This is a genomic window from Pseudoalteromonas sp. A22, assembly GCF_018141345.1.
In the GTDB taxonomy this organism is placed as follows: domain Bacteria; phylum Pseudomonadota; class Gammaproteobacteria; order Enterobacterales; family Alteromonadaceae; genus Pseudoalteromonas; species Pseudoalteromonas maricaloris.
This window is the reverse complement of sequence record NZ_CP047238.1, coordinates 3,567,730-3,590,196: the sequence shown is the minus strand read 5'-3', so window position 1 is coordinate 3,590,196 and position 22,467 is coordinate 3,567,730. Positions and strand designations below refer to the sequence as shown.

General features: G+C 45.7%; 14 protein-coding genes. 5 read left to right on the top strand and 9 right to left on the bottom strand.

Annotated elements, in window-relative coordinates; genetic code table 11:
- Positions 1-387: 387 nt before the first annotated feature.
- On the bottom strand, positions 388-1,746 hold the full coding sequence (gorA, locus tag GSF04_RS21085) for a glutathione-disulfide reductase (protein ID WP_010376766.1): 1,359 nt from the start codon (positions 1,744-1,746) through the stop codon (positions 388-390).
- 177 nt (positions 1,747-1,923) lie between these two features.
- On the opposite strand from gorA, the gene prlC reads away from it, so the two are divergent.
- From prlC to GSF04_RS21065, 4 genes are all read left to right on the top strand, one after another.
- Entirely contained in the window at positions 1,924-3,963 is a 2,040-nt protein-coding gene (gene prlC, locus GSF04_RS21080; RefSeq protein ID WP_211858717.1) for an oligopeptidase A, read from the top strand.
- A gap of 126 nt (positions 3,964-4,089) precedes the next feature.
- Entirely contained in the window at positions 4,090-5,241 is a 1,152-nt protein-coding gene (locus tag GSF04_RS21075) for a response regulator (protein ID WP_211858716.1), read from the top strand.
- Between the two features lie 131 nt (positions 5,242-5,372).
- Positions 5,373-6,071, top strand: coding sequence for a class I SAM-dependent methyltransferase (locus GSF04_RS21070; protein ID WP_249122507.1), 699 nt, complete (start codon positions 5,373-5,375; stop codon positions 6,069-6,071).
- Positions 6,072-6,233: 162 nt separating this feature from the next.
- On the top strand, positions 6,234-8,156 hold the full coding sequence (locus tag GSF04_RS21065) for a methyl-accepting chemotaxis protein (protein WP_211858714.1): 1,923 nt from the start codon (positions 6,234-6,236) through the stop codon (positions 8,154-8,156).
- A gap of 548 nt (positions 8,157-8,704) precedes the next feature.
- Here the strand turns inward: GSF04_RS21065 and GSF04_RS21060 are convergent.
- Positions 8,705-10,855, bottom strand: coding sequence for a S8 family peptidase (locus GSF04_RS21060; RefSeq protein ID WP_211858713.1), 2,151 nt, complete (start codon positions 10,853-10,855; stop codon positions 8,705-8,707).
- Positions 10,856-11,399: 544 nt separating this feature from the next.
- On the opposite strand from GSF04_RS21060, the gene GSF04_RS21055 reads away from it, so the two are divergent.
- The gene (locus tag GSF04_RS21055) at positions 11,400-12,587 is read left to right on the top strand and encodes an NAD(P)/FAD-dependent oxidoreductase (protein ID WP_211858712.1); all 1,188 of its coding nucleotides are present in this window, start codon (positions 11,400-11,402) and stop codon (positions 12,585-12,587) included.
- Positions 12,588-12,711: 124 nt separating this feature from the next.
- Here GSF04_RS21055 and GSF04_RS21050 read toward each other — a convergent pair whose 3' ends face one another.
- The 7 genes from GSF04_RS21050 to asnC form a co-directional block, all read right to left on the bottom strand.
- Positions 12,712-15,819, bottom strand: coding sequence for an efflux RND transporter permease subunit (locus tag GSF04_RS21050; RefSeq protein WP_211858711.1), 3,108 nt, complete (start codon positions 15,817-15,819; stop codon positions 12,712-12,714).
- On the bottom strand, positions 15,819-16,919 hold the full coding sequence (locus tag GSF04_RS21045) for an efflux RND transporter periplasmic adaptor subunit (protein WP_211858710.1): 1,101 nt from the start codon (positions 16,917-16,919) through the stop codon (positions 15,819-15,821). Before GSF04_RS21045 ends, GSF04_RS21050 begins: the two co-directional genes overlap by 1 nt.
- A 15-nt stretch (positions 16,920-16,934) precedes the next feature.
- On the bottom strand, positions 16,935-17,660 hold the full coding sequence (locus GSF04_RS21040; RefSeq protein WP_211858709.1) for a TetR/AcrR family transcriptional regulator: 726 nt from the start codon (positions 17,658-17,660) through the stop codon (positions 16,935-16,937).
- 184 nt (positions 17,661-17,844) lie between these two features.
- Positions 17,845-18,507, bottom strand: a complete 663-nt coding sequence (locus GSF04_RS21035) for an alpha/beta hydrolase (RefSeq protein WP_211858708.1) — start codon at positions 18,505-18,507, stop codon at positions 17,845-17,847.
- A 517-nt stretch (positions 18,508-19,024) separates the two neighbouring features.
- Positions 19,025-21,112, bottom strand: coding sequence for an ATP-dependent DNA helicase RecG (gene recG / locus GSF04_RS21030; protein WP_211858707.1), 2,088 nt, complete (start codon positions 21,110-21,112; stop codon positions 19,025-19,027).
- 28 nt (positions 21,113-21,140) lie between these two features.
- Positions 21,141-21,839, bottom strand: a complete 699-nt coding sequence (gene trmH, locus GSF04_RS21025) for a tRNA (guanosine(18)-2'-O)-methyltransferase TrmH (RefSeq protein WP_010605868.1) — start codon at positions 21,837-21,839, stop codon at positions 21,141-21,143.
- Between the two features lie 50 nt (positions 21,840-21,889).
- Positions 21,890-22,348, bottom strand: a complete 459-nt coding sequence (gene asnC, locus GSF04_RS21020; protein ID WP_010374296.1) for a transcriptional regulator AsnC — start codon at positions 22,346-22,348, stop codon at positions 21,890-21,892.
- Between the last annotated feature and the right edge of the window lie 119 nt (positions 22,349-22,467).

Below are 22,467 nucleotides of genomic sequence, written 5' to 3'. Positions count from 1 at the left end.
GAGCGTTGTGAGTAGCTGCCATTAGTGACATCTGTTCTTTGAAGTTAGCTACTTCATCGCGGTATTTTCCTAGCTTTCCACGGATCAGTCTTGTATACAAATCGATTGTTTAAAAGTGACGTGCGCACAATCATATCGCATTATTTCAGTATTACAGGTACTAGTAGTCTCGATACTAGATAGATTAGGTTGTGTCATATTGATTTCTAATCTTTGCTAATCCTATTGATATCGTGTCTTTTAGAAAGTGTTGGATGGCGCTGCTTCGCATCCTATCTAACCTACTGAGTGAATGCCTGAACTCATGTAAGATAGAGAATAAAAAACGCGAGCTTGGGTGCGACTCGCGTTTTTTATTTTTAAAACCTAATGAATTAAATCAGTCTATTACCTCATAGTAACAAACTCCTCGGAGCCGGTTGGGTGTATCGCGACTACCGAGTCAAAGTCTGCTTTGGTTGCGCCCATCTTCATTGCGACGGCGAAGCCTTGGATCATCTCATCTACTGCAAAGCCGATGCCGTGTAGGCCCACTACGGTTTCTTCTGGGCCTGCGCATACAAGTTTCATACGACATGGTTGGCGGTGCTGAGTGACCGCGGTGTACATTGCAGCAAAGGTAGAGGTATAGACCTTGATGTTGTCTTTACCGTACTTTTCTTCCGCTTCCGGCTCTGTTAGACCAATGGTGCCAATTGGTGGGTGGCTAAAGACGACGGTAGGGACTAAGTCGTAATCCATTTTTGCGTTTGGCAATTCCGGATTGAATAGGCGCTCGGCTAGCATTCGACCTGCTTTCACGGCAACAGGAGTAAGCTCTATGCCACCATCCATAATATCACCGAGCGCGTAGATACCTTTGGCTGTGGTGTTTTGCCACTCGTCGACTTTAATATGGCCGCTAGGCGTGGTTTCTACATCTGTCGCAGCGAGGTTGATAAGATCTGTCATAGGTTCACGGCCAATTGCCCAGATCAGTTTGTCTACGGTGTACGACTCGCCATTTTCAAGATGTAAGGTGACTGAGCCATCCTCTTCTTTGGTCACTGACTGTGGTACTGCGTGAGTGTGCAGCGTTGGGCCTTCTTTTTCCATTACCTCAGTTAAGGTTTCAACCAAGATAGGATCAAAATTACGAAGTGGAGCGTGCTTACGAACAAATAGGTGGGTTTCTGTGCCCAAGCTGTGCAATACACCCGCAAGTTCTACCGCGATATAACCCGCGCCTACAACCGCTACGCGGCGAGGTTGTTCTTTAAGCTCAAAGAAACCGTTTGAATCGATACCATGCTCAGCGCCTGGAATATTAGGGATCGTTGGGCGACCACCTACGGTAATATTGATATGATCGGCAGTGTAGTGCTCGCCGTTGACCTCAATGGTGTTGTTATCAACAAACTTAGCAAAGCCGTTGATCACGGTGACGCCATTTTTTGCTAGGTAGCCGTTGTAACCTTGGTGAATACGGCCAATGTAGGCTTCGCGGCTTTCTACCAGCTTACCCCAATCGAAGTTCTTTAGTTCAACATCAAAACCATAATCTGGTGCGTATAGTTTAATGGCTTCAGCAACTTGAGCGCCGTGCCACATGGCTTTTTTTGGAACGCAGCCCACGTTTACACAAGTACCGCCTAAGTGCTTTGCTTCTATTAATGCCACCTTGGCACCTCGCATCGCCGCTCGGTTTGCAGATGCGATCCCGCCGCTACCGCCACCGATTGCGATATAGTCAAAATGTTGAGCCATAAAAATTCCTCGCCAATTATTTGTTTTGCTTAAACCCTACTACTTTATATTAAGTAAATAGCAAAAGTGCACAACCGAAGACCGATATTAAGCAAAAATCTGTTCAGATACTTGTAAATGCGGTCATTCACCCTTATTTCAACCTCAATATTAGATTAGAAAATAAAGAGCGTGCCCATGAGTAACCCATTAATCGGGCTAGAAGGATTGCCTCCTTTTTCGAAAATTAAGCCTGAACATATTGTTGAAGCATTAAAATCTGCCATCGCGCACTGTCGTGAAACTATCGACACTGTTTTAGCGCAATCGAATTATACCTGGGACAACTTTGTACTACCGCTAGAAGAAGCGGACGATAAACTTAGCCGCATGTGGTCGCCGGTATCGCATATGCACTCAGTGGTCAATTCAGAGGCGCTGCGCAAAGCGTATGATGAGTGTTTGCCATTAATCTCTGAATATTCGACTTATTGTGGCCAACATCAAGGACTATATGAAGCCTATAAAGCAGTAAAAGAGTCAGCTGAGTTTGGTAACTTAACGATTGCTCAGCAAACGTCGGTGGATAATGCACTGCGTGATTTTCAACTTTCTGGTATTGCGCTGGAAGCTGCGAAGCAAAAGCGCTATGGCGAAATTGTGGCACGACTGTCGGAGCTGGCATCAAAGTTTGGCAACAACGTAATGGATGCCACTCAGGCATGGCAAAAACATATTACTGATGAGTCTGATTTAACTGGGCTACCGGAATCTGCCTTGGCACTTGCCGCTCATACTGCCGAATCCAAAGGATTAGAAGGCTGGGTATTTACGCTAGATATTCCTTCTTACCTTCCTGTAATGACCTACGCAGATAGCCAAACGCTCCGTGAAGAGGCTTATCGTGCGTTTGTAACCCGTGCTTCTGATCAAGGGCCTAATGCTGGCGAGTTTGATAACTCAGCGATTATGCATGAAGCACTTACGCTTAGACACGAACTGGCTCAGCTGCTTGGCTTTTCTAGTTTTGCAGAGAAATCACTGGCAACTAAAATGGCTGAGACACCAGAGCAAGTGTTTAAGTTTTTAAACGACCTTGCCGCTAAGTCAAAACCACAAGCCGAGCAAGAAGTGGCTGAACTACGAGACTTTGCGAATAAAGAACACGGTGTAAGTGAGTTAAAACCTTGGGATTACGCATATTATGGCGAAAAGTTAAAACAAGCTAAGTATGCGATTTCTGACGAAGCGCTACGCCCTTACTTCCCTGAGCATAAGGTACTTGCCGGTTTGTTTGAAACCGTAAATCGCCTGTTTGGGATCCGTGTGAGTGAAGTTAAAGACGTTGATACTTATCATCCAGACGTACGCTTTTTTGCTATTCACGATGATAAAGGTGAGTTGCGTGGTCATTTCTATCTCGACCTATATGCCCGTGAACATAAGCGTGGTGGTGCTTGGATGGATGACTGCATGGGCCGAAAAGTACGCGCAAATGGTGAGTTGCAGACTCCTGTCGCTTATTTAGTGTGTAACTTTAATAAAGCCGTTGGCAATAAGCCTGCGCTATTTACCCATAATGAAGTAACTACTTTATTCCATGAGTTTGGTCACGGTATTCATCACATGCTAACGCAAGTGGATGCAGCGCCAGTTGCTGGTATTAATGGTGTGGCATGGGATGCGGTTGAGCTGCCAAGTCAGTTTTTAGAGAACTGGTGCTATGAAGAAGAAGCGCTGAACTTTATTTCAGGGCACTATGAAACGGGCGAGCCGTTACCAAAAGAAATGTTAGACAAGTTACTGGCAGCAAAGAACTTCCAATCAGCCATGCAAATGCTACGTCAGTTGGAGTTTTCGTTGTTTGATTTTCATATTCACGCTGACTTTGAGCCAAACACAGATTGCCAAATTCAAGCTATGCTCAATGCGGTGCGTGAACGCACAGCGGTTGTTAAAGCTCCCGAATTTAATCGCTTCCAGCATAGCTTTAGCCATATTTTTGCTGGTGGCTATAGTGCAGGCTATTACTCTTATAAGTGGGCAGAAGTGCTGTCTGCGGATGCGTTTTCTAAGTTTGAAGAAGAAGGGATATTCAATCCGCAAACCGGACGTGAATTTATGCATCACATTCTTGAAAAGGGTGGTTCAGAAGCGCCAATGGTGCTGTTTACTCGCTTCCGTGGTCGAGAGCCAAAAGTGGATGCGTTGCTGCGCCACAGCGGGATTGCCGCCTAGTTATATTTCCACTCCAAGCGCCTTCTTCTGAAGGCGTTTTTTTTGTCTTAGAAAGTGTGGCTTTTTGTTAGCAAATTCAATATCTCTGACTATTCTATAAAGATATGAATTAATAGGGAAAGCCACATGACGAAACTGGTTCTTGCCATTGATGATGACAAACTCGTCCATCACATTGTTGACGAGGCGCTATCGCGCACTTGCAAAATATTACATGCGAAAAATGGTGAGGAAGGCTTACGGTTAGCTAAAAAATATCGTCCGGATATTATTTTGCTTGATGTCGAGATGCCTGGACTGTCGGGCTTTGAGGTATGTGAGCAACTCAAAAAACTAGAGGACACCACTGAGATCCCAGTTATGTTTTTGTCTTCTCGTGCCGATATTTCAGAGCGGATGCGGGGCTATAATGCCGGCGCTGCGGACTACATAGTCAAACCCTTTAACGCCGAAGAGTTGTTAGCGCGTATTAATGTTCTTGATGACTATAGAAAAACCTCGTCGCAGCTCAAACAAGACATACAGCGCGCCCAAACCACAGCGGAAATAGCCATGACCGACTCTGGTGATATGGGTCGTATAATGCGCTACGTTGGGCAATCGTATCACGCGCATGATCTCAATACTTTGAGCGCTCATTTTTTAGAGTTTTTTATGCCGATGGAGCTCGATGTTGCGGTGGCTTTTTGGTACCACCAAGACGCGATGTTTTACTCCAGCGAGGGAGCTATTCAACCGATAGAGCAAGAGTTATTTGAGAAAAACAAAGATGGCAGTCGCTTTGTTGATTTTGGTCGCAGAACTATCATTAACTATCCTAAAGTCTCTTTACTGATTAAAAACATGCCAGTGGACGATGTTGCGGTTTATGGTCGCTATAAAGATTTGTTTCCGCACATACTGGAAGCCACTGATGCCAAAATCAGAGACATGGAAGTCAGTGAAGATGCGCTCAATAAAGTGGAACATATCGGACAGGTATTTGCTGAGCTGAGCGATCATTTAAGCGGCGTTGGCGATCATTACAGTGGCAAAGTTGCTGAGTTTCAAACGGTGCTAGAAAGCGACAAGCTTGCAGTCTTAGAGTCAAGTGAAAGAGAACGGTTGCAAGAACTCTATGAGCATTTCACTTATTTAAGCGATGAGCTAACCATAATTAAATATAAGTTAGGGGAAGTGACCGAGGTACGCCAGCAGCTTATAGAGAGTTTAAACAAAATAGCGAAACCTTGGGGTGAGGATGAAGTGGCGTCGCAAGCAGATATTGAACTGTTTTAAGCCATTGGATAATCAAAGACACTAGAAAGGGAAAGGGGTATACTGCCACGGTTGGTAACCCTTGGGAGCTTAGCTTGTACATTCACACCCCTTTTGAAGAAAACAGATCCTACCTAGATACGCTAACTAAGCTGTTTAATTTATCCGCGCTTAATATTAACGAGGCGGAGTTTCAATTGGTTTATGATGAGCTAGGCTTACAATTATTCAAAAAAGATGAGCCAAAACTCGGTGCTATCCGAGTTGACTTTGTGACTGGCGCAGTTGCTCATCGACGCAAATTTGGTGGTGGTAAAGGGCAAGCAATTGCAAAAGCGGTTGGCCTAAATAAAGGTGCTGTGCCTACAGTATTGGATGCAACTGCAGGACTTGGACGCGATGCCTTTGTGCTTGCGTCTATGGGTTGCAAAGTTGTGCTACACGAGCGTAACCCGGTAGTCGCAGCGCTGCTATATGACGGCTTGCAACGCGCCTATCAAGATGCTGAAATTGGCGAATGGGTGCAGTCAACTATGCGGCTGGAGTTTGGCTCCAGCCATGACTTGCTAGGGCAAGCGGGTTGGCGTCCAGACGTAGTGTATCTTGATCCTATGTTTCCACATCGTGAAAAATCGGCGCAAGTGAAAAAAGAAATGCGTGTATTCCAAGACTTAGTTGGCAATGATTTGGATGCGGACGCACTATTACCTTTTGCTTTGCAGTTAGCCGCTAAAAGGGTGGTGGTAAAACGTCCAGACTACGCTGGTTTCTTAAATGATAAAACGCCAAGTATGCAAATAAAAACCAAGAAAAACCGCTTTGACGTTTATGTTAATGCCGCAATGAAATAGCACACCACTACCTGATTTAATTTTGTGCAGTAGATATCTAGATGGATATACGTAAAAAGTATGATTTTGTACTATTGCACAGAAAAGGTAACCAGATTTAATCAAGTTGTCATAAATCCTTAATACTCTTGCGGAGCATTTTGATAAAGGGGTTGTGATTCTATGCGCGTGTCTACATTTACTCGGCTATTGGCAATATTATTGACCACTGCGAGTATTCTACTTGGGGCGAGTCTGTTTTGGGCGAGCCAAGTATTAACAGAGCTTGATGTGCAAGACGCCGCTTACAATCAAGTTAAAAATGCGGTGATCATCGAGCTTGAGGGTACAGTAGAAGATTACTTGAGTGCGGGCGACAGTCAGTATTTAAGTAAGGCTGATGAACAAATCAAAGCATTACAGCAAAGTGTGGAACAGTTGCCACCAGCGCTTGCTGAGCAACTTAAAACTAAACTCACACAACTACAACAGGATATTGCAGGTAAATATCGAGCACTTGGCAAGCTCTCAGGTAATGAACTTGCGCTGTTGGATAATGCACTTAGGCAAATGTCAGGTTCAGCATCGAGCCTCGTTAAGTACGCAATTAAAGCACAAGATAGTGCCGCCAAAGAATCCTACTTTAATCTCGCTTCAGACTACTTTAGCGAAGTCTCGAATTTGAGCTTATATACCTACCAATTAGTTATGGCTTACGAACAGCAAACCGAGCAGAGTTTGATGTCGAGCTTAAGCCGTTTGCAGGATATTGCCGCGAGAATAGACCGACTCGAAAACTTAGGGGTAATGAGTGAGGTAGACGAAGACGAGCTATTTTTAGGTGCCGAAGCCGAAGACTTAGCGTTAGAAATAAAAGCAGAGCTTGTGAGCTGGCCTAAACGTTATGCCCGCGACTTAGAAAACACCTTGCAGCAGTCCAAACAACGTCAAGCTGGCATGCTGGCACTGCGAGGTGACATTAAAGCAATCTCAGAGAATATCCTACAAGCAGAAACCAACTTAAAAACAGAGCAGGCTGACGTAAAAACTAATGTATTTATGCTGTTTGGTGTGGCGATTGGGTTACTCGTACTGCTTGCGGGTGGTGTGTATTTTGTACAGTTCAATCAAGTATTAACTCCGCTAAGACAACTACGCGATGGCTTTGCTCAGCTTATCGAAAGCAATGAGTTACGCAATATTGAAAGTAAAAACCAAGACACTGAAATTGGCGAAATTGCGAGTTACTTTAACCAGTTAATCGATAGGCAGCGAGCAGAAGCGGACGAACGCTCAGAAATGCTGAGTGTGATCAACACCTTTATGGAGGAGATGAACACTAACTTGGCGCAGATCTCTGCACAAGCTGGAGGCACGTTTGAGCAGGTGGAGCAAAACCAAGCACAGCTTGACTCACTTAGGGCGCTTGGGGCGGATGCCAATCAAATCAACGCGCAAGTTGCCGACAATGCAAATAACACCTTTGAAGCAATGACACAAAGTGTGTCCTATGCGGATGCTATGTTGAGCGCTTCATCTACCACGCAAAAGCGGGTAGAGCAGGGATTAGAGAGCTTAAATGAATTACTTAATGGTGTTTCAGATGTAAGTAAAGTGATTGATATGATCAGCTCCATCGCAGAACAAACGAACCTACTCGCGCTCAACGCTGCGATTGAGTCGGCGCGCGCAGGTGAACATGGTCGCGGGTTTGCGGTCGTTGCGGACGAAGTACGAAAGCTTGCACAGCAAACACAAGCCTCACTGACAGATATCCACCAGCAATTAAATGTTTTGAGTGATAATTCAAACAAAGTATCGACACAAATCTCGGCTTTGGCAGACGAGGCACAGCAGCAAACAGGCCATGCACAAGAGTTGAAACGCAACTCAGAAGGTGTGGCAGAGAGCGCACAGAGCGCCAACCAAGTTGCCGCCCATGCAATGGATCTTGCCAATCAGCAATCAGACCTACTAGACACCTTTGGCCATGCTATGGATAGTATGAAAGGTCAGGTTAATAGCTCACATGAGCAAGTGCAACAAATCCAGCAAAGCCTTAAAGAGAAAATGCGGGAGATTAGAAGCACGTTAGGCCTGCGGTAATCAGGATTGTACCGTAGGTCGAGATTTATCTCGACAGCATAAGCCAAAACGCAGGAGCCGCTTCACGCGGCGAGCAGCTAAAAGCTCGCGAGGTAAACTTGTTCTACCTGTGAGTATTGTAGATCGAGATTTATCTCGACAGCATAAGCTGAAACGTCGGAGCCGCTTCACGTGGCGAGCAGTTAAAATCTCGCGAGGTAAACTCGTTCCCACCAGTGAGTGTTGTAGGTCGAGATTTATCTCGACAGCATAAGCTAAAACGTCGGAGCCGCTTCACGCGGAGAGCAGTTAAAAGCTCGCGAGGTAAACTCGTTCCCACCTGTAGGTCGAGATTTATCTCGACAGCATAAGCTAAAACGTCGGAGCCGCTTCACGCGGCGAGCTGTTAAAAGATCACGAGGTAAACTCGTTCCCACCAACGCGTATTGTAGGTCGAGATTTATCTCGACTACTGTAAGCTGAACCGCTCTAAAAAATAATTAAAAAAGGCCGCAAATGCGGCCTCTCGTTGGGGAAAGAAGACTCAATCTGAGCCTACTAAATTTTGCTTATGGCTTGTACTGCGCGTCTAACGTTAGACCCGAGAACGTACGGTAAGCATTAACGCTTAGGTGCCATGTACCCGCTTGCGGATTAGTGATTACACAAGTCTCGGTATTACCATTTTCATATGGACGACAGTCATAGCTGCTTGCCGTAGGTTGAGAGCCAAACTTAACGAATAAGTCAGCGTCACCTGAGCCACCAAATGTTTTCACGGTGAAGTCGCTCATACCCTCTGGCACTTCGATTGTGTAGTGAACCCACTGACCGCTTGAAGCTGAAATATCTTCAATTGTACCGCCACCTGCTTGTGGACCACCTGTGCTAGAGCCCGAAGTTGCAGCAACTAAGCTTACGCCTGAATAAGCTTTATAACCGTTAATCATTACATGGTATGTACCAGCTTGAGGTGCGTCAAAGCTACAAACTTCGGCATTACCGCCTTCATAAGGACGACAATCATAGCTGCTTGAAGTTGGTTGACTGCCAAGTTTTACATAAAGGTCAGCATCACCAGTACCACCGCTCATGGTGAAGGTAACATTGGTTTTACCTGCAGGTACATCAAAAGTGAAGAACTGATCACTACCAGCTGCACCACTTAAGCCTGTTTTCGCTACACCATCTTCAAGCGTATTACCTGTAGGTGGCGTGACAACATCGCCTAAAGCTTCATTTACCGCAGCGGCTGCATCAACAACACCCGTACCACAGTTTGAACAGCTACCAGCGAAGCTACGTGTAGTGTTTTTCAAGATAGTTTCTACTTCGTCAGGCGTAGCAGATGGTTTAGCTTGCTTGATTAGCGCAGCAACACCCGCAACGTGAGGTGCCGCCATAGACGTACCTTGTGAGTAATGGTAGCTATCATTTGAAGGTGCACCAGAGCCTGAGTTATGCGTAGACAAGATACCTTCTGGATCATTCGCAAAACTTTGCGCGCCACCCGGAGCGGCAACGTCGATGTTGGCACCATAGTTTGAGTAGTAAGCACGGCTACCATCACGACCTACAGATGCTACGTTTACTACGCCATTACAGTTACCTGGGTTGTAGTTTGCTGAGTTATCGTTATCGTTACCTGCCGCAATAACAATGACTGTACCGTTGTTACGTGCTTGGTTGATTGCATTTTGTGTGGTTGCGCTACATGCACCGCCGCCACCTAAACTCATGTTGATAACATCAGCAGGGTTAGCATTTGCAGGCACACCAGATACAGAGCCGCCAGATGCCCAAATGATGCCGTCAGCGATGTCAGACGTTAAACCACCACATTTACCAAGAACACGTACAGGCACTACCTTAGCGTCGTAAGCAACACCAGCTACACCTTCACCATTATTTGTTACCGCAGCAACTGTTCCCGCTACGTGTGTACCATGCCAGCTTGAGTCTTGATCCGCGCGTGGTACAGGTTGACCTGAAGAGTCAGTTCCACATTCACCGCGAGTGACTGCATCACCAGGGTCACGAGCATCGTTGTCACGTGCGCCACCATCGTTAGCAACAAAGGTATTAGAGATCATGTCATAGCCAGGCAGAATGTTGGCATCTAAGTCTAAATGTGGGCGATAACCTGTATCTAGTACCGCAACTACCACACCTTGACCTGTCGCTTTATCCCACGCAGCTGGGGCATTAATACCAGCTGCAGCTTCGTAGTAATGCCATTGATCGTTATAACGAGGATCGTTAGGCGTTGCGAATGGCTTTAGCATTTGGTCAATTTCGATGTACTCAACATTACCAGAAGCCATCACTTCATTCATGAATGCTTGTGCTTCTTTTGCTGAAAGTTTTTTGTCAGCACGCATAACGTGGTGATTGCTAAGTGCCATTGGGCGTACGTATTGAGCGCGAGCACTCGCTTTGCTGCTTTTAAAGCCTTGTACAAAGTTTTCTGCACGTTGTTGCATTTTAGCAGGAGCAAGATCCGCAGCTGAAAGGCCCATCATTTGCGAACCAGCATCTTTGTACTTGATGATGAACTGTGTACCAAGCGTGCTTTGTGATGATAGTTTTTGTGCCGTTGCTGCAAGCGCTGCATCTTGGCCGATTGATTGTGCTGGTGCGGCTGTAACTGCCGTTGCAGTGAATAATGCGCTCACTGCGACGCTTAGTGCAGCGCGCTTAAAGTTTTTATTGATTGTCATAATGTTTCCCTAGTTTCTAACTTGTTGTTCAGCTGTTAATAAAAAGCTGATGGTCAGTGAAAGTAAACTCCTAGTTAAAAAAAAGAAAGCGCTGTTTTGTTATTTGCACTAATTTTTTAGTTATATGTGGATGGATAAATGGCTATAAAAAATTCTTACTGTATTGTTTTTAATCGATATTTTTCACTTTTGTGAGAGAGCGAATAAATTTCAGTTACATTGTAAATGACTGTAAACAAAATAGTGTTTTTAACTTTGTGAAGCTTTTGTAGCCAATAGAGTGGATACTTTTTTAGTATTAAAGGGTGGGTTTGTTGGGGTGTGCTAGTTGTATTTTCTTGTTTTTGAAGGTGTGAGAAATGATAGCGCTGACATAATGTTTACAAGTGTTTAAAAGGTATGCGAGTGGCTATTGATATTCGCAGCTGTGATTAGATAAAGAATCTAGGTATAATTTTCGCTTGGTCGCGATTTTGCCGCTTAAAGCTAAACTGTTGGCAAAACGGTAAGTGTAGAAATCTTAGATAAAAAGTTGAGTGAGTTTATGCAACAAATAGAGGTAGTCGTTATCGGCGCAGGTGCTGCAGGGTTGATGTGTGCTGCACAGGCTGGATACCGAGGGCGACAAGTTGCAGTGGTTGATATGGGAAAAAAGCCTGGTCGTAAAATTTTGATCAGTGGCGGTGGCCGCTGTAATTTTACCAACGAAAATGCTTCACCTGCTAACTATCTATGTAAAAACCCACACTTTGTAAAGTCGTGCTTGAGCCGCTATACCCAACATGATTTTATTGAACTGGTAGACCGCCACGGTCTTGCATACCACCACAAAACACTTGGGCAGTTGTTTTGTGACAATAGCGCGCAAGACATTGTAGATATTCTTCTTACAGAATGTGACTGGGCGGGCGTGTCACTTCACTTACGTCAAGAAGTCCTTGCGGTTGAAAACCAAGCGGATGGTCGCTACTTAGTCAAAACCACAACTCAAACCTTTAACTGCGAGTCAGTGGTGATCGCCGCTGGTGGCCTAACTATGCCAAAACTTGGCGCTACGCCAATCGGCTACAAAATAGCGGAGCAATTCGGTTTAACGGTGTTACCAACCACGGCAGCGCTTGTGCCATTTACACTTCATGATCACGACAAAGCACGCTTTGATGGTTTGTCTGGTATTAGCGTAGATAGCCTAGTGACTAGCGAAAGCGGTATCCAATTTAGAGAAAATATTCTCTTTACGCACAGGGGCTTATCTGGCCCTGCAATTTTGCAGATCAGCTCATTTTGGAAAGCAGGCGAGTTTGTTAGCATCAATTTACTACCTGACTTAGATGTGCAAGCACAACTCCATGATTGGCGCAGTGAGCAAGGGCAAAAGAGCCTGAAGAACTTGCTTTCGACCACCTTACCAAAGCGTTTTATTGAAGCCCTAATCAGCGACGGCAGCATTCCAGATAAAAACGCCAACCAACTCAGCCACACTGAGATTGAAAAACTGACAGAAACCCTCACCAGCTGGAAAATAAAACCAAATGGCACAGAGGGTTATCGTACCGCAGAGGTTACGTTAGGTGGTGTAGATACCGACGAATTAAGCTCAAAAACCTTCGAAGCTAAAAAACAAAAAGGCCTGTACTTTATCGGCGAAGTCACCGATGTTACCGGATGGCTCGGGGGCTATAACTTCCAATATGCATGGAGCTCCGGCTGGGCATGCGGACAGGCTTGTTAGCCCAAATCACACTCAAAAGCGGCGATAAATTGATATTCATTGTAGCTTATCAAAAGAAAGGTTTTACCAATTAAAAACGACACTAAGCATGGCCCTTAGTGTCCTTTTGGTTGTTAGCCAGTTATCACGTCATACTGACTTTGCCTACTAACGGTGCTTCAGGATAGGTTTCAATAGTTTCGGCTTCGCCACGGTGATCGCTGGCTAGCTTTTCATAAAGCAGCGGTAAGACAATCAAAGTGAAGAAAGTACCGATGAGCATGCCTGCGACTAAGATAATACCTATGCTGTTGCGCGCTTCTGCGCCTGCGCCGGTTACCAAGACCAACGGGAAGTGACCAAGCACGGTTGCACCTGTAGTCATCAGTATAGGTCTTAGACGTGTGGCCGCAGCCCCTTTTACCGCCTCAAATTTCGATTTACCTTCAAGCTGTAAATGATTCGCAAATTCAACAATCAAGATGCCATTTTTGGCTATTAAGCCGATAAGCGTGATTAGGCCGATTTGGCTGTAAATGTTGACTGTCGTGAGTGATAAAAACGGTAGCATCAATGCGCCTGCAAGTGCCAGTGGTGCGCAGCCGAGTAGTACCACGAGCGGATCTCTAAAGCTGTTGAACTGGATCGTCAGTAAGAAAAACACCACTATCATGGCAAACAAAAGTACGCCAACCATGGTGTTGCCTTCTTTTCTTAACTGTCTTGATTCGCCAGCGTAGTCAATTGAGTAGTGACTAGGTAAGACGTCTGCTGCAATTTCCTCTACCTGTGTGAGCGCTTGCTCTTTGGTTATGTGTGGTAGTGTGCCTGCCAATATTCTAAACGAGTTTTGCTGGTTGAATGAGCCAAGCACTCTAGGGCTTGTAAAGGTGCGCAAGGTAGCAAACGCTGAAATAGGAATAAGATCGCCAGCATCCGTTCTTACTTGCATATTAAGAATGTTCTCAGGATTGTACCTTTCGCCATCGCCCACAATGGGAATGACGCGGTAGGCTTTACCTTCTTTGTTGAAGTAGTTGGCAAAATTATTCGACATATAAATACTAAGTTGCTCGTTTACCGACGACAAACTGAGACCTAAGTCTGCAACTAGCTCTCGGTCGATTTCGAGCTCGGCTTGCGGCAGGTCGATTTTTAGGTCGGTATTGACGAACATAAAGTTGCCACTGGCGGTTGCCCGTTGAATAATCTCATCGGCGTACTGCTTCATCGCGGTTGGATCGTCACTGGCACGGAATACTACTTCAACGTCAAACTGCCCTGCGGTAGGAAGCGATGCCGGTAAAATAGGGAATAAACTTAGCCCAGTCACGCTGCCTAACCGGCCGTATAGATCGTATAGTAAGTCGTGTACTGAGTTTTCTCGCTCATCAAATGGTGCAAGCTCTACACCACCAAAACCTGCTGCCGCCGTAATAATCTGCCAAGTAAACTCAGCGCCTTCAGTGGCATTCATGACCTCGGCAGTGTCATTCATTTTCGCTGACGTATAAGCTTGAGAAGACTCAGGTGGTGCTTCCACTACGACTTGGATACTGCTTTGATCTTCGATAGGGGCTAGCTCTTTTTGTGATAACAGGTAAAACGGCACCGACAATAAAGAGAACACGATAGCGACAAAAAAGACCTGTGGGCGCCACTTAAACAAGGTATCTAGCGCTCGAAAGTAGAACGCTTGTAATCGATCAAAATAGCCATTGACCTTTTGCGTTAATTTACCTTCTTTACCGCCTTCGGGATTAACGTAAGCACTCATAATGGGTGATAAGGTAATAGCAACCAGTCCAGAAATTAATACCGCAATGGCTAGGGTGAACGCGAACTCTCTGAATAAGAAACCCGTTAAACCTGTTAAAAATCCGATTGGCGCGTAGACCGCTGCAAGGGTCAGCGTCATGGCAATTATTGGGACGAGTAATTGACGTGAACTGATAAGCGCCGCTTGTAATCTGGGTTTGCCTTCGCGCATATGGCGCGCAACGTTTTCAACTACCACGATGGCATCATCCACCACTAATCCAACAGAAAGCACGATAGCCAAAATAGTCAGTAGGTTGAGTGAAAAGCCCATTGCTGAGATCACCGCGATTGCGCCTAAAATCGAGATAGGTATGGTAACCAGCGGCACCATGGCGGTTCTAAACGAGCCCATCATGGCGAGTACAACAATCCCTACGAGTAGGACGGTTTCTCCCAGCGTGGTGAAGATTTCTTTTATGGAATCACGCATATAAAGCGTACCATCGTAGCCAATTCTTAAATGCATGCCGTCGGGTAAGATGGTATTTATCTCATCAATCTTTTTATACAGGGCATCACCAATATCGATTTCATTGGCACCTGGTAATGCCCACACCGCTAAGAATACCGTATCGTGGTCATCAAGGCGTGCGGTTACCATGCCTTCGGCCTCACCAAGTTCTACCGTGGCGATGTTACCAAGCTTGAGTTGTGTGCCATCGATTTCTTTTACCACTAGGTTGTTAAAATCTGCTACCGTTTTTAACGAGGTATTGGCCATCAGATCGATGCGCTGTCTGTTATTTTCACTGTAACCTAAGGTGGCAATGGTATTGTTTGTTTGTAGCGCGGCAAATACATCGCTAGCACTTACGCCATAAATAGCGAGCTTTTCGGTATCGAGCCAAATTCGCATTGCTGGATCGCGGCCACCTTCCAGTGTCACTTTTTGTACACCGGGAATATCAGACATAGAAGGGACAACATTTCGGATCAAATAATCGCTAACGTTATTACGTGGCAGACCTTGAGATTCTACATCGAGATAGAATACCGCATATGGGCTGTCGGCACGCACGATTTGAATGGCTGGATCTTCCGCTCCGCTGGGTAACTCAAACTTAATCTGGTTTAATCGGGTAGTCAGCTCAGCCAAGGCGTCGGTGGTACTGTGATTAAGTTCAAGCCAAGCGGTGACTTTGCTAAGTCCAGAGGTAGTTATTGAGTCTACATAGTCGACACCCGGAACGGTAGAGGCCACTCGCTCAATGGGCTCGGTAACATAGCCTTTTACAACGTCCGCCGCAGCGCCCGTATAAACAGTGTTGATCACCAGTGAGGCACTTTCTATTTTTGGATATTGCTGCACCGATATATCTCGGGCGGCATTAAAACCCGCTAGTACAATAAGCAATGACACCACGATCGCTAGTACCGGCCGGTTAACAAAAATATCCATGATAGACGGCTTATTTTCGTGTAATGCGCTCATTACTGGCCTCCGTTATTGCCATCAACAGCGGCAACTTGATCGGTATAAACCAGTAAGTTTTCTTGTAGCTTAAATGCGCCTTCAGCAGCAATAAATTCACCACCACGCAGGCCAGATAGCACAAGTTGCTGATCGTTGACCTTATCACCTAATGTGATTTTTACCGGTTTTGCCCGCCAATTTTGGCTGTCGTCCTTTTCAAGTACATAAACAAATTCACCAAAGTGATTACGAGTAATCGCATTGGTTGGCACAACTGCCGCGCTCACGACCTCGGTTGGTACATTGACTAACACCATTTGGTTGTGGCTGAGTGTGCCATCGCTGTTTTGTAGCTCAGCACGATAACTTTGTTGACGCGATGCGACATCGACCATTGGCATTTTGGCTGATACGCGAGCAGGCATTTGGCTGCTAGCATTAGAAATTGCCACGCTAACGTCTTCGCCTATATTAGGTTGTGGTAAGGTTTGTGGAATTTTGAAATCTACCCAAATGCTGTCGTCTAACCCAACCAAGAAAGTGATTTCGCTATTGGCATCAAGTAATTGACCAACCTGATATTGTTCTAACCCCGTTTGACCCGGGTAAGGTGCACGAATGGTTTTTTTCTCGATTAATGTGGTTAGTCGTTTTACGTCTGCCTGATTAATTGCCACCTCGGCTTCGGCTTTGTCTACCTCATCTGGGCTGATCCGCTTTTGTTCTAGTAATTTGGCAACCCGTTGATAGGTTGATTTAGCGAGCTTTACTCGAGCTTTAGCCGCTAATAGATTTGCCTCATCAATGCTGCTATCTAAGCGCAATAATACTTGGTTCGCTGCTACTTGCTCACCGGGCTTAAAACCGACGTAAGTGATAAGACCGGGATACTCATTACTAATGGTCACGGTGCGCTTGGCATGGAGCTGACCTACAACCTTAACCGATTTAATATGCTCAGTGGTTGATACATACGTGCTTTTGACCGAAGCCGAGGGTTCTGGGAAAGATTCCCCAAAGGCGATTGCCGCTTGGATTTGTGTAAACTTCACAAAACCAAGGCTGGTAATAACGATGAGAATGAGGACAACGGCCATAAGCCAACGTTTGATGTTCATTGTGATTTCCTTAAGTTAACGAAGCTCGAGCGCTTGCAATTCTTTCTCTATGCGTACCAGAGAATCTTGAGTGATAGGCTGTTGCCATGGATAACTGTTAAGTAGCCTTACCGTGCTGCGAATAACAGGATCATTAAGCTCAAGTGGTGTGAGCAATGAAGCCGTGCCCTCTACAATTTGTTTAGTTTGTTGTACGCGCAATACTTGTTCATATCCTACGGTAAGCGCCCATCCGGTGATGATAATTTCTTCCACCATGTCGTGTAGATCTGGTGTAGCTTGCAACTCACCTGCTTCAATGCCATCAATCAGCGCCTGTTTAAACACGTTTTCACAACCACCACAGGATTCGATAATTTTATTGGTCCAAAACTCAGAAGCCCTTTTGATCACCGCCTCATTGGTGGAGTAGGACTGTAATTCATAATCAAAAGAGAAGCGTTTAAGCTTTTGTGGCGAGATAAGACACACCGCGAGCATGCGTTCTGGCGTGCTAAGTGGTAAGGACAACACTTGCTTAAAAACACTGGATGTATGGGTAAAAGACTCGTAGGCCAGCGCCATTACTAGGTCTTCTTTGGTCTGCACAAATTTATAGATTGAGCCCATAGACAATCCTGCAAGCAAAGAGACTTTTGCCATTGTAAAGTCAGTGACTGAAGACTCATTAATGCATTGTTCCGCAGCGTTTAAAATCATGCGTTGCTGAGTTTCTTTATCATATTTAGGTGCCGGTGCCATCGTTTCTCCTTAGGGTTTGAACCTTATTCGAATGTTATTCGAATAAGGTTCAATTATAGAGAGCATTTTTAAAAGTGCAATAAGTAAACAGAGTTTTGTTTTCAAAATAGGAATTTTATGTGTAGATAGGTTCTGAAGGAAAGCTCAGCACGGCGCGTCATTGTTATAGCGACGTGCTAATGGTTTAGTGGTTTAAAATCCAGCTTTTAACGGGCTTTAACCACTCGTCTCTCGGGAGATAAAAAGCGCCGTGTTCCTTACCGGTTGAAATCGAAAGCTCAGTAAAGCTTTTGAGGTTTGCAGAGCGTGCTTTCACAAAGTCGCAAGAACCTACTTGATCTGAGGTTTCGTAAACGGACAACACCTTGCCGTAGAGCTGAATTTCGGTTTTACTTTTGATAAGCCCAGCGCAGCCAGCTAGTACCACGTAGTGAATGGCATCATTTTTTAATGCATCACTTGCCATTATCGTTAATGCGCCACCGCGAGAAAACCCCACGAGTGTAATGTTGCTGGCGCTGACGCCTGCGTCCAGTAAGTTGTGAACCTTGCTAACCAAGGTTTTTGTATACGCTTCTGGTGCGACGCCTTTAGGGCGGTGCTCAGCAATTAGCGTATAAGTATCGTCGCTTAATGCTTGTTTGATGGCTGGAAAGTCATATTTACCCCAGCGCTTATGAATGGGCGTTTCATTATCACCTTCAACGATATAGCCATGAGAGTAAAAAACGTATTTGGCAGATGGATTAATCTGCTCTGGTACATCTGGGTAAACTGCTTTTGCAGAGGCGATTGATGCCACGCAAGCGGCAAAGGAGGCGCATACAGCGCGTAGTAAAGGATTCATTTTTGAGTCTTTTTAGTTGATGTAGAGAGATGGTAGCCAAGCTTTGATAAAAGAAGCAAGCGTAGCGCGACGGGTTATTTTGTATGAGAGAGTTGTGAGAACGAGTTTATTTTGTGAGATCCGACTCATTTTGTGGGAGCTGGCTCATGTTGTGGGAGTGAGTTCACCTCGCGATCTTTTTACAGCTCGCCGCATGAAGCGGCTCCGACGTTTCAGCTTATGCTGTCGAGATAAATCTCGACCTACAAAACGCGCTAGTGGGAGCGAGTTCACCTCGCGATCTCTTAACTGCTCGCCGCATAAAGCGGCTCCGACGTTTCAGCTTATGCTGTCGAGATAAATCTCGACCTACAAAACGCGCTAGTGGGAGCGAGTTCACCTCGCGATCTCTTAACTGCTCGCCGCATAAAGCGGCTCCGACGTTTCAGCTTATGCTGTCGAGATAAATCTCGACCTACAAAACACACTAGTGGGAGCGAGTTTATCCGCGATCTCTATATCATTTGACGTTTCAGGCTTACGCCATTGCCAGTTCGCTCTTATCACCCATCCAGCGCCAGATAATCGGGTCAACAATATCGCTGTGGTTTTTAAGCACGGTAAAAGCGAGGCTTCTCACTTGTGGTAATAAATGTTTATCACGACTAAGATCGGCAATTTTTAACTCTGCCAATCCAGTTTGTTTTGTACCAAGCACTTCACCCGGGCCGCGGATCTCAAGGTCGCGCTCAGCGATGACAAATCCGTCGTTACTTTCTCTAAGCACCCCCAAACGCTTTTGCGCAGTGACCGACAGTGGCGCATGGTAAAGCAGTAAACAATGTGATGCGATTTGTCCGCGACCAACACGGCCGCGTAATTGGTGAAGCTGCGCCAGACCCAAACGCTCAGGGTTTTCAATGATGATAAGGCTAGCATTGGGTACATCCACGCCAACTTCAATCACGGTTGTGGCAACCAGCACATGGGTATGACCTTGTTTAAACTCGTCCATGATGGCCTGTTTTTCTTGGGCTTTCATACGGCCATGTACCAGCGCAATATTAAGTTCAGGCAAGGCTTCGGCAAGTGCTTTGGCGGTGTCTTCTGCGGCTTGGCATTGTAACGCCTCCGACTCATCTATCAGCGTACATACCCAGTAAACTTGACGTTTATCTTCAACACAGGCCTTTTGTACTTTTTTTATCACTTCATTGCGTCTGGTGTCTGGCACGGCGACGGTCGTGATTGGTGTTCTGCCCGGTGGTAGCTCATCAATAATTGAGGTTTCAAGATCTGCATAGGCCGTCATTGCCAAGGTTCTCGGGATTGGGGTTGCGGTCATGACTAACTGATGCGGATAGCAATCGCCAAACTTACCCTTTTCTCTCAGCGCTAGGCGCTGATGCACACCAAAACGATGTTGCTCGTCGATGATGATAAGCGCAAGGTTAGAAAACTGTACTTGCTCTTGGAATAACGCATGAGTGCCGACCACCACCTGTGCTTGTCCTGAAGCAATACGCTCAAGCGCATGAGTGCGTTCCTTACCTTTGGTTTTACCACCCAGCCATACGGTTTCTATACCCATAGGTTCAAACCAATTAAGGAAGTTGATGCCGTGTTGCTCGGATAGGATCTCAGTGGGTGCCATCAGTGCTACTTGGTAACCCTGCGCGATAGCCGTTAACGCACTAAGCGCTGCCACAAGGGTTTTTCCTGAGCCAACATCCCCTTGCACCAATCGCATCATGGGGTAGGGATGTTGTAAGTCGCCTTTGATCTCTGCCACTACTCGACTTTGGGCATTGGTGGGGGCAAATGGCAAGGATGACAAAAACTGAGCTTCAAGTGGGTTGGTGGGCGGTAGTGCAACCGCTTTTACCGCTTGACCTTTTTGTCTTAGCTTAAGCAAGCTGAGGTTTTGCGCCAATAACTCTTCAAACGCTAAGCGTGCTTGCGCGGGGTGTTGCCCGAGCTCTAATTGTGCTAAATCCACTTCCTGTGGTGGACGGTGCAGTAATAACAGCGCTTCTTTTAGGCTTTGCTGCGATGGTCGATATTGAGCTGGTAAATAGTCTGGTACATCATATTTGCGTAGTAACTCAACGGCTTGATCGGCAATTGCTCGAATGCTCAGTTGCTTTAATCCTTCGGTGGTAGGATAAACTGGGGTAAGCGTCGCAAGACTCGGATCGCTCGGTGCTGAGCGTGTCTCTTTGATGCTGTATTCTGGGTGTGCCATTTCAAAGCCATAATGACCACGACGAACCTCACCAAAGCAGCGGATTATTTTGCCCGCTTGCATGGCATTTTTTTGTGCCGCATTAAAGTTGAAAAAGCGCAGCGCGATCCGCCCCGTTCCATCATTAACATAACACACCAACATGCGGCGTTTACCTTGCGTGATTTCGCTGCGTTCAATCTCGGCTTCAATACTGACATGGCTATGCGCTTGCAGCTCGCAGATAGGATAGGTGCGCGCACGGTCTTCATAGCGCAGCGGAAGGTGAAATAACATGTCTTGCACCGATTGAATGCCAAGTTTGGCCAAACGCTCGGCCGCTTTTGGGCCTACGCCTTTTAATTCGGTGATTGGATAAGTGGCCAAATTTGGTGTCGACATGCTAATCCTCTAGCGCGATCCGCGTTATTTATTTCTTCTGCGTAAACTTAAGAATGTCCCAAAAAGCGTCGTCAGCAACGATTTCACCATGCTCATCAAGTGCCGGGTAAGGTAGCCCTTTTTCGCGACAGCGGGTTGCAATGATTGGATGACATCCTTCAAATAGTAACTTATGTTTTACCACAGGATCCATCATATCTGTACGTTTGTACAGTCCTGCTGCATCTCTTTGGCGCTGCGCTTCGTATAAAATAAGCGCTGCAGCAACAGACACATTGAGTGATTGCACCATACCTTGCATTGGGATCACGATGTGCTGATCCGCATGCTCAAGTGCGCGTTCTGAGATCCCTAAACGCTCTTGACCGACAATAATAGCGGTAGGTTTGGTGTAATCAATTTCACGAAAATCAACGGCGCTATCGCTAAGATTTGTAGCTAATAATTGTACACCTGGGTTTTGTTCACGAATTGTCGCAACAGCTTGGTCGATATCCTCATGCATATGGGTTTCAACCCAATTTTTGCTGCCGCCTGAGGTATTATTTGTTAACCGTCTTTGATCTTGTGGCCATACTGCGTGTACGTGGTGACAGCCAACCGCGTCTGCAGTGCGCACAATCGCTGACAGATTATGGTGCTTATGCACTTCATCTAGGCACACTGTGAGGTCGGTTTGGCGTCTATCTAATACGCTTTTTACACGATGGAATCTATTCTCAGCCATCTACTTACTACTCTAATCAAAAAATTCCCGCGATTATAACAAAAAAGAAGCTAGGGCATAACGGTGCGCTGAATTGGGTTTTGCAGTGAGATCAGCGTTTCGGTTGACTGGATCGACTCAATGGTTTGCACTTTATTAATAAGCACATCCTGAAGGTGGTCGATGGAGCGCGCCATCACTTTGATAAAAATGCTGTAATTGCCCGTGGTGTAGTAAGCTTCAACAACTTCTTCAAATTCTTTTAAACGTGCAATGGCTCCCGGGTAGTCGCCGGCGTGTTTTAAGTTTATTCCGATAAAACAGCAGACATCATAACCAAGCCGTTTAGCATTAATGCTTACTTGAGTCCCCTCAATGATCCCCGCTTGCTTCATTTTTTCGACCCGAACATGGATGGTACCGGCGCTAACAGCAAATCTTTTTGCTAATTCCGCGTAGGGCGTTCGTGCATTTTCTTTTAAAGCGTGAAGGATGGATCTATCCAGATTGTCGATCTCATAATTTTCCATGTAAATATCCATTAGTAATTGTCGTTTATATAAAATTTATAGCATATTTTTGATGAAAATAATTATGTAAAGGTGTTTTTGTTGCGGGTTATTGATGTTTGTGTCGGTTTCTTTAAATA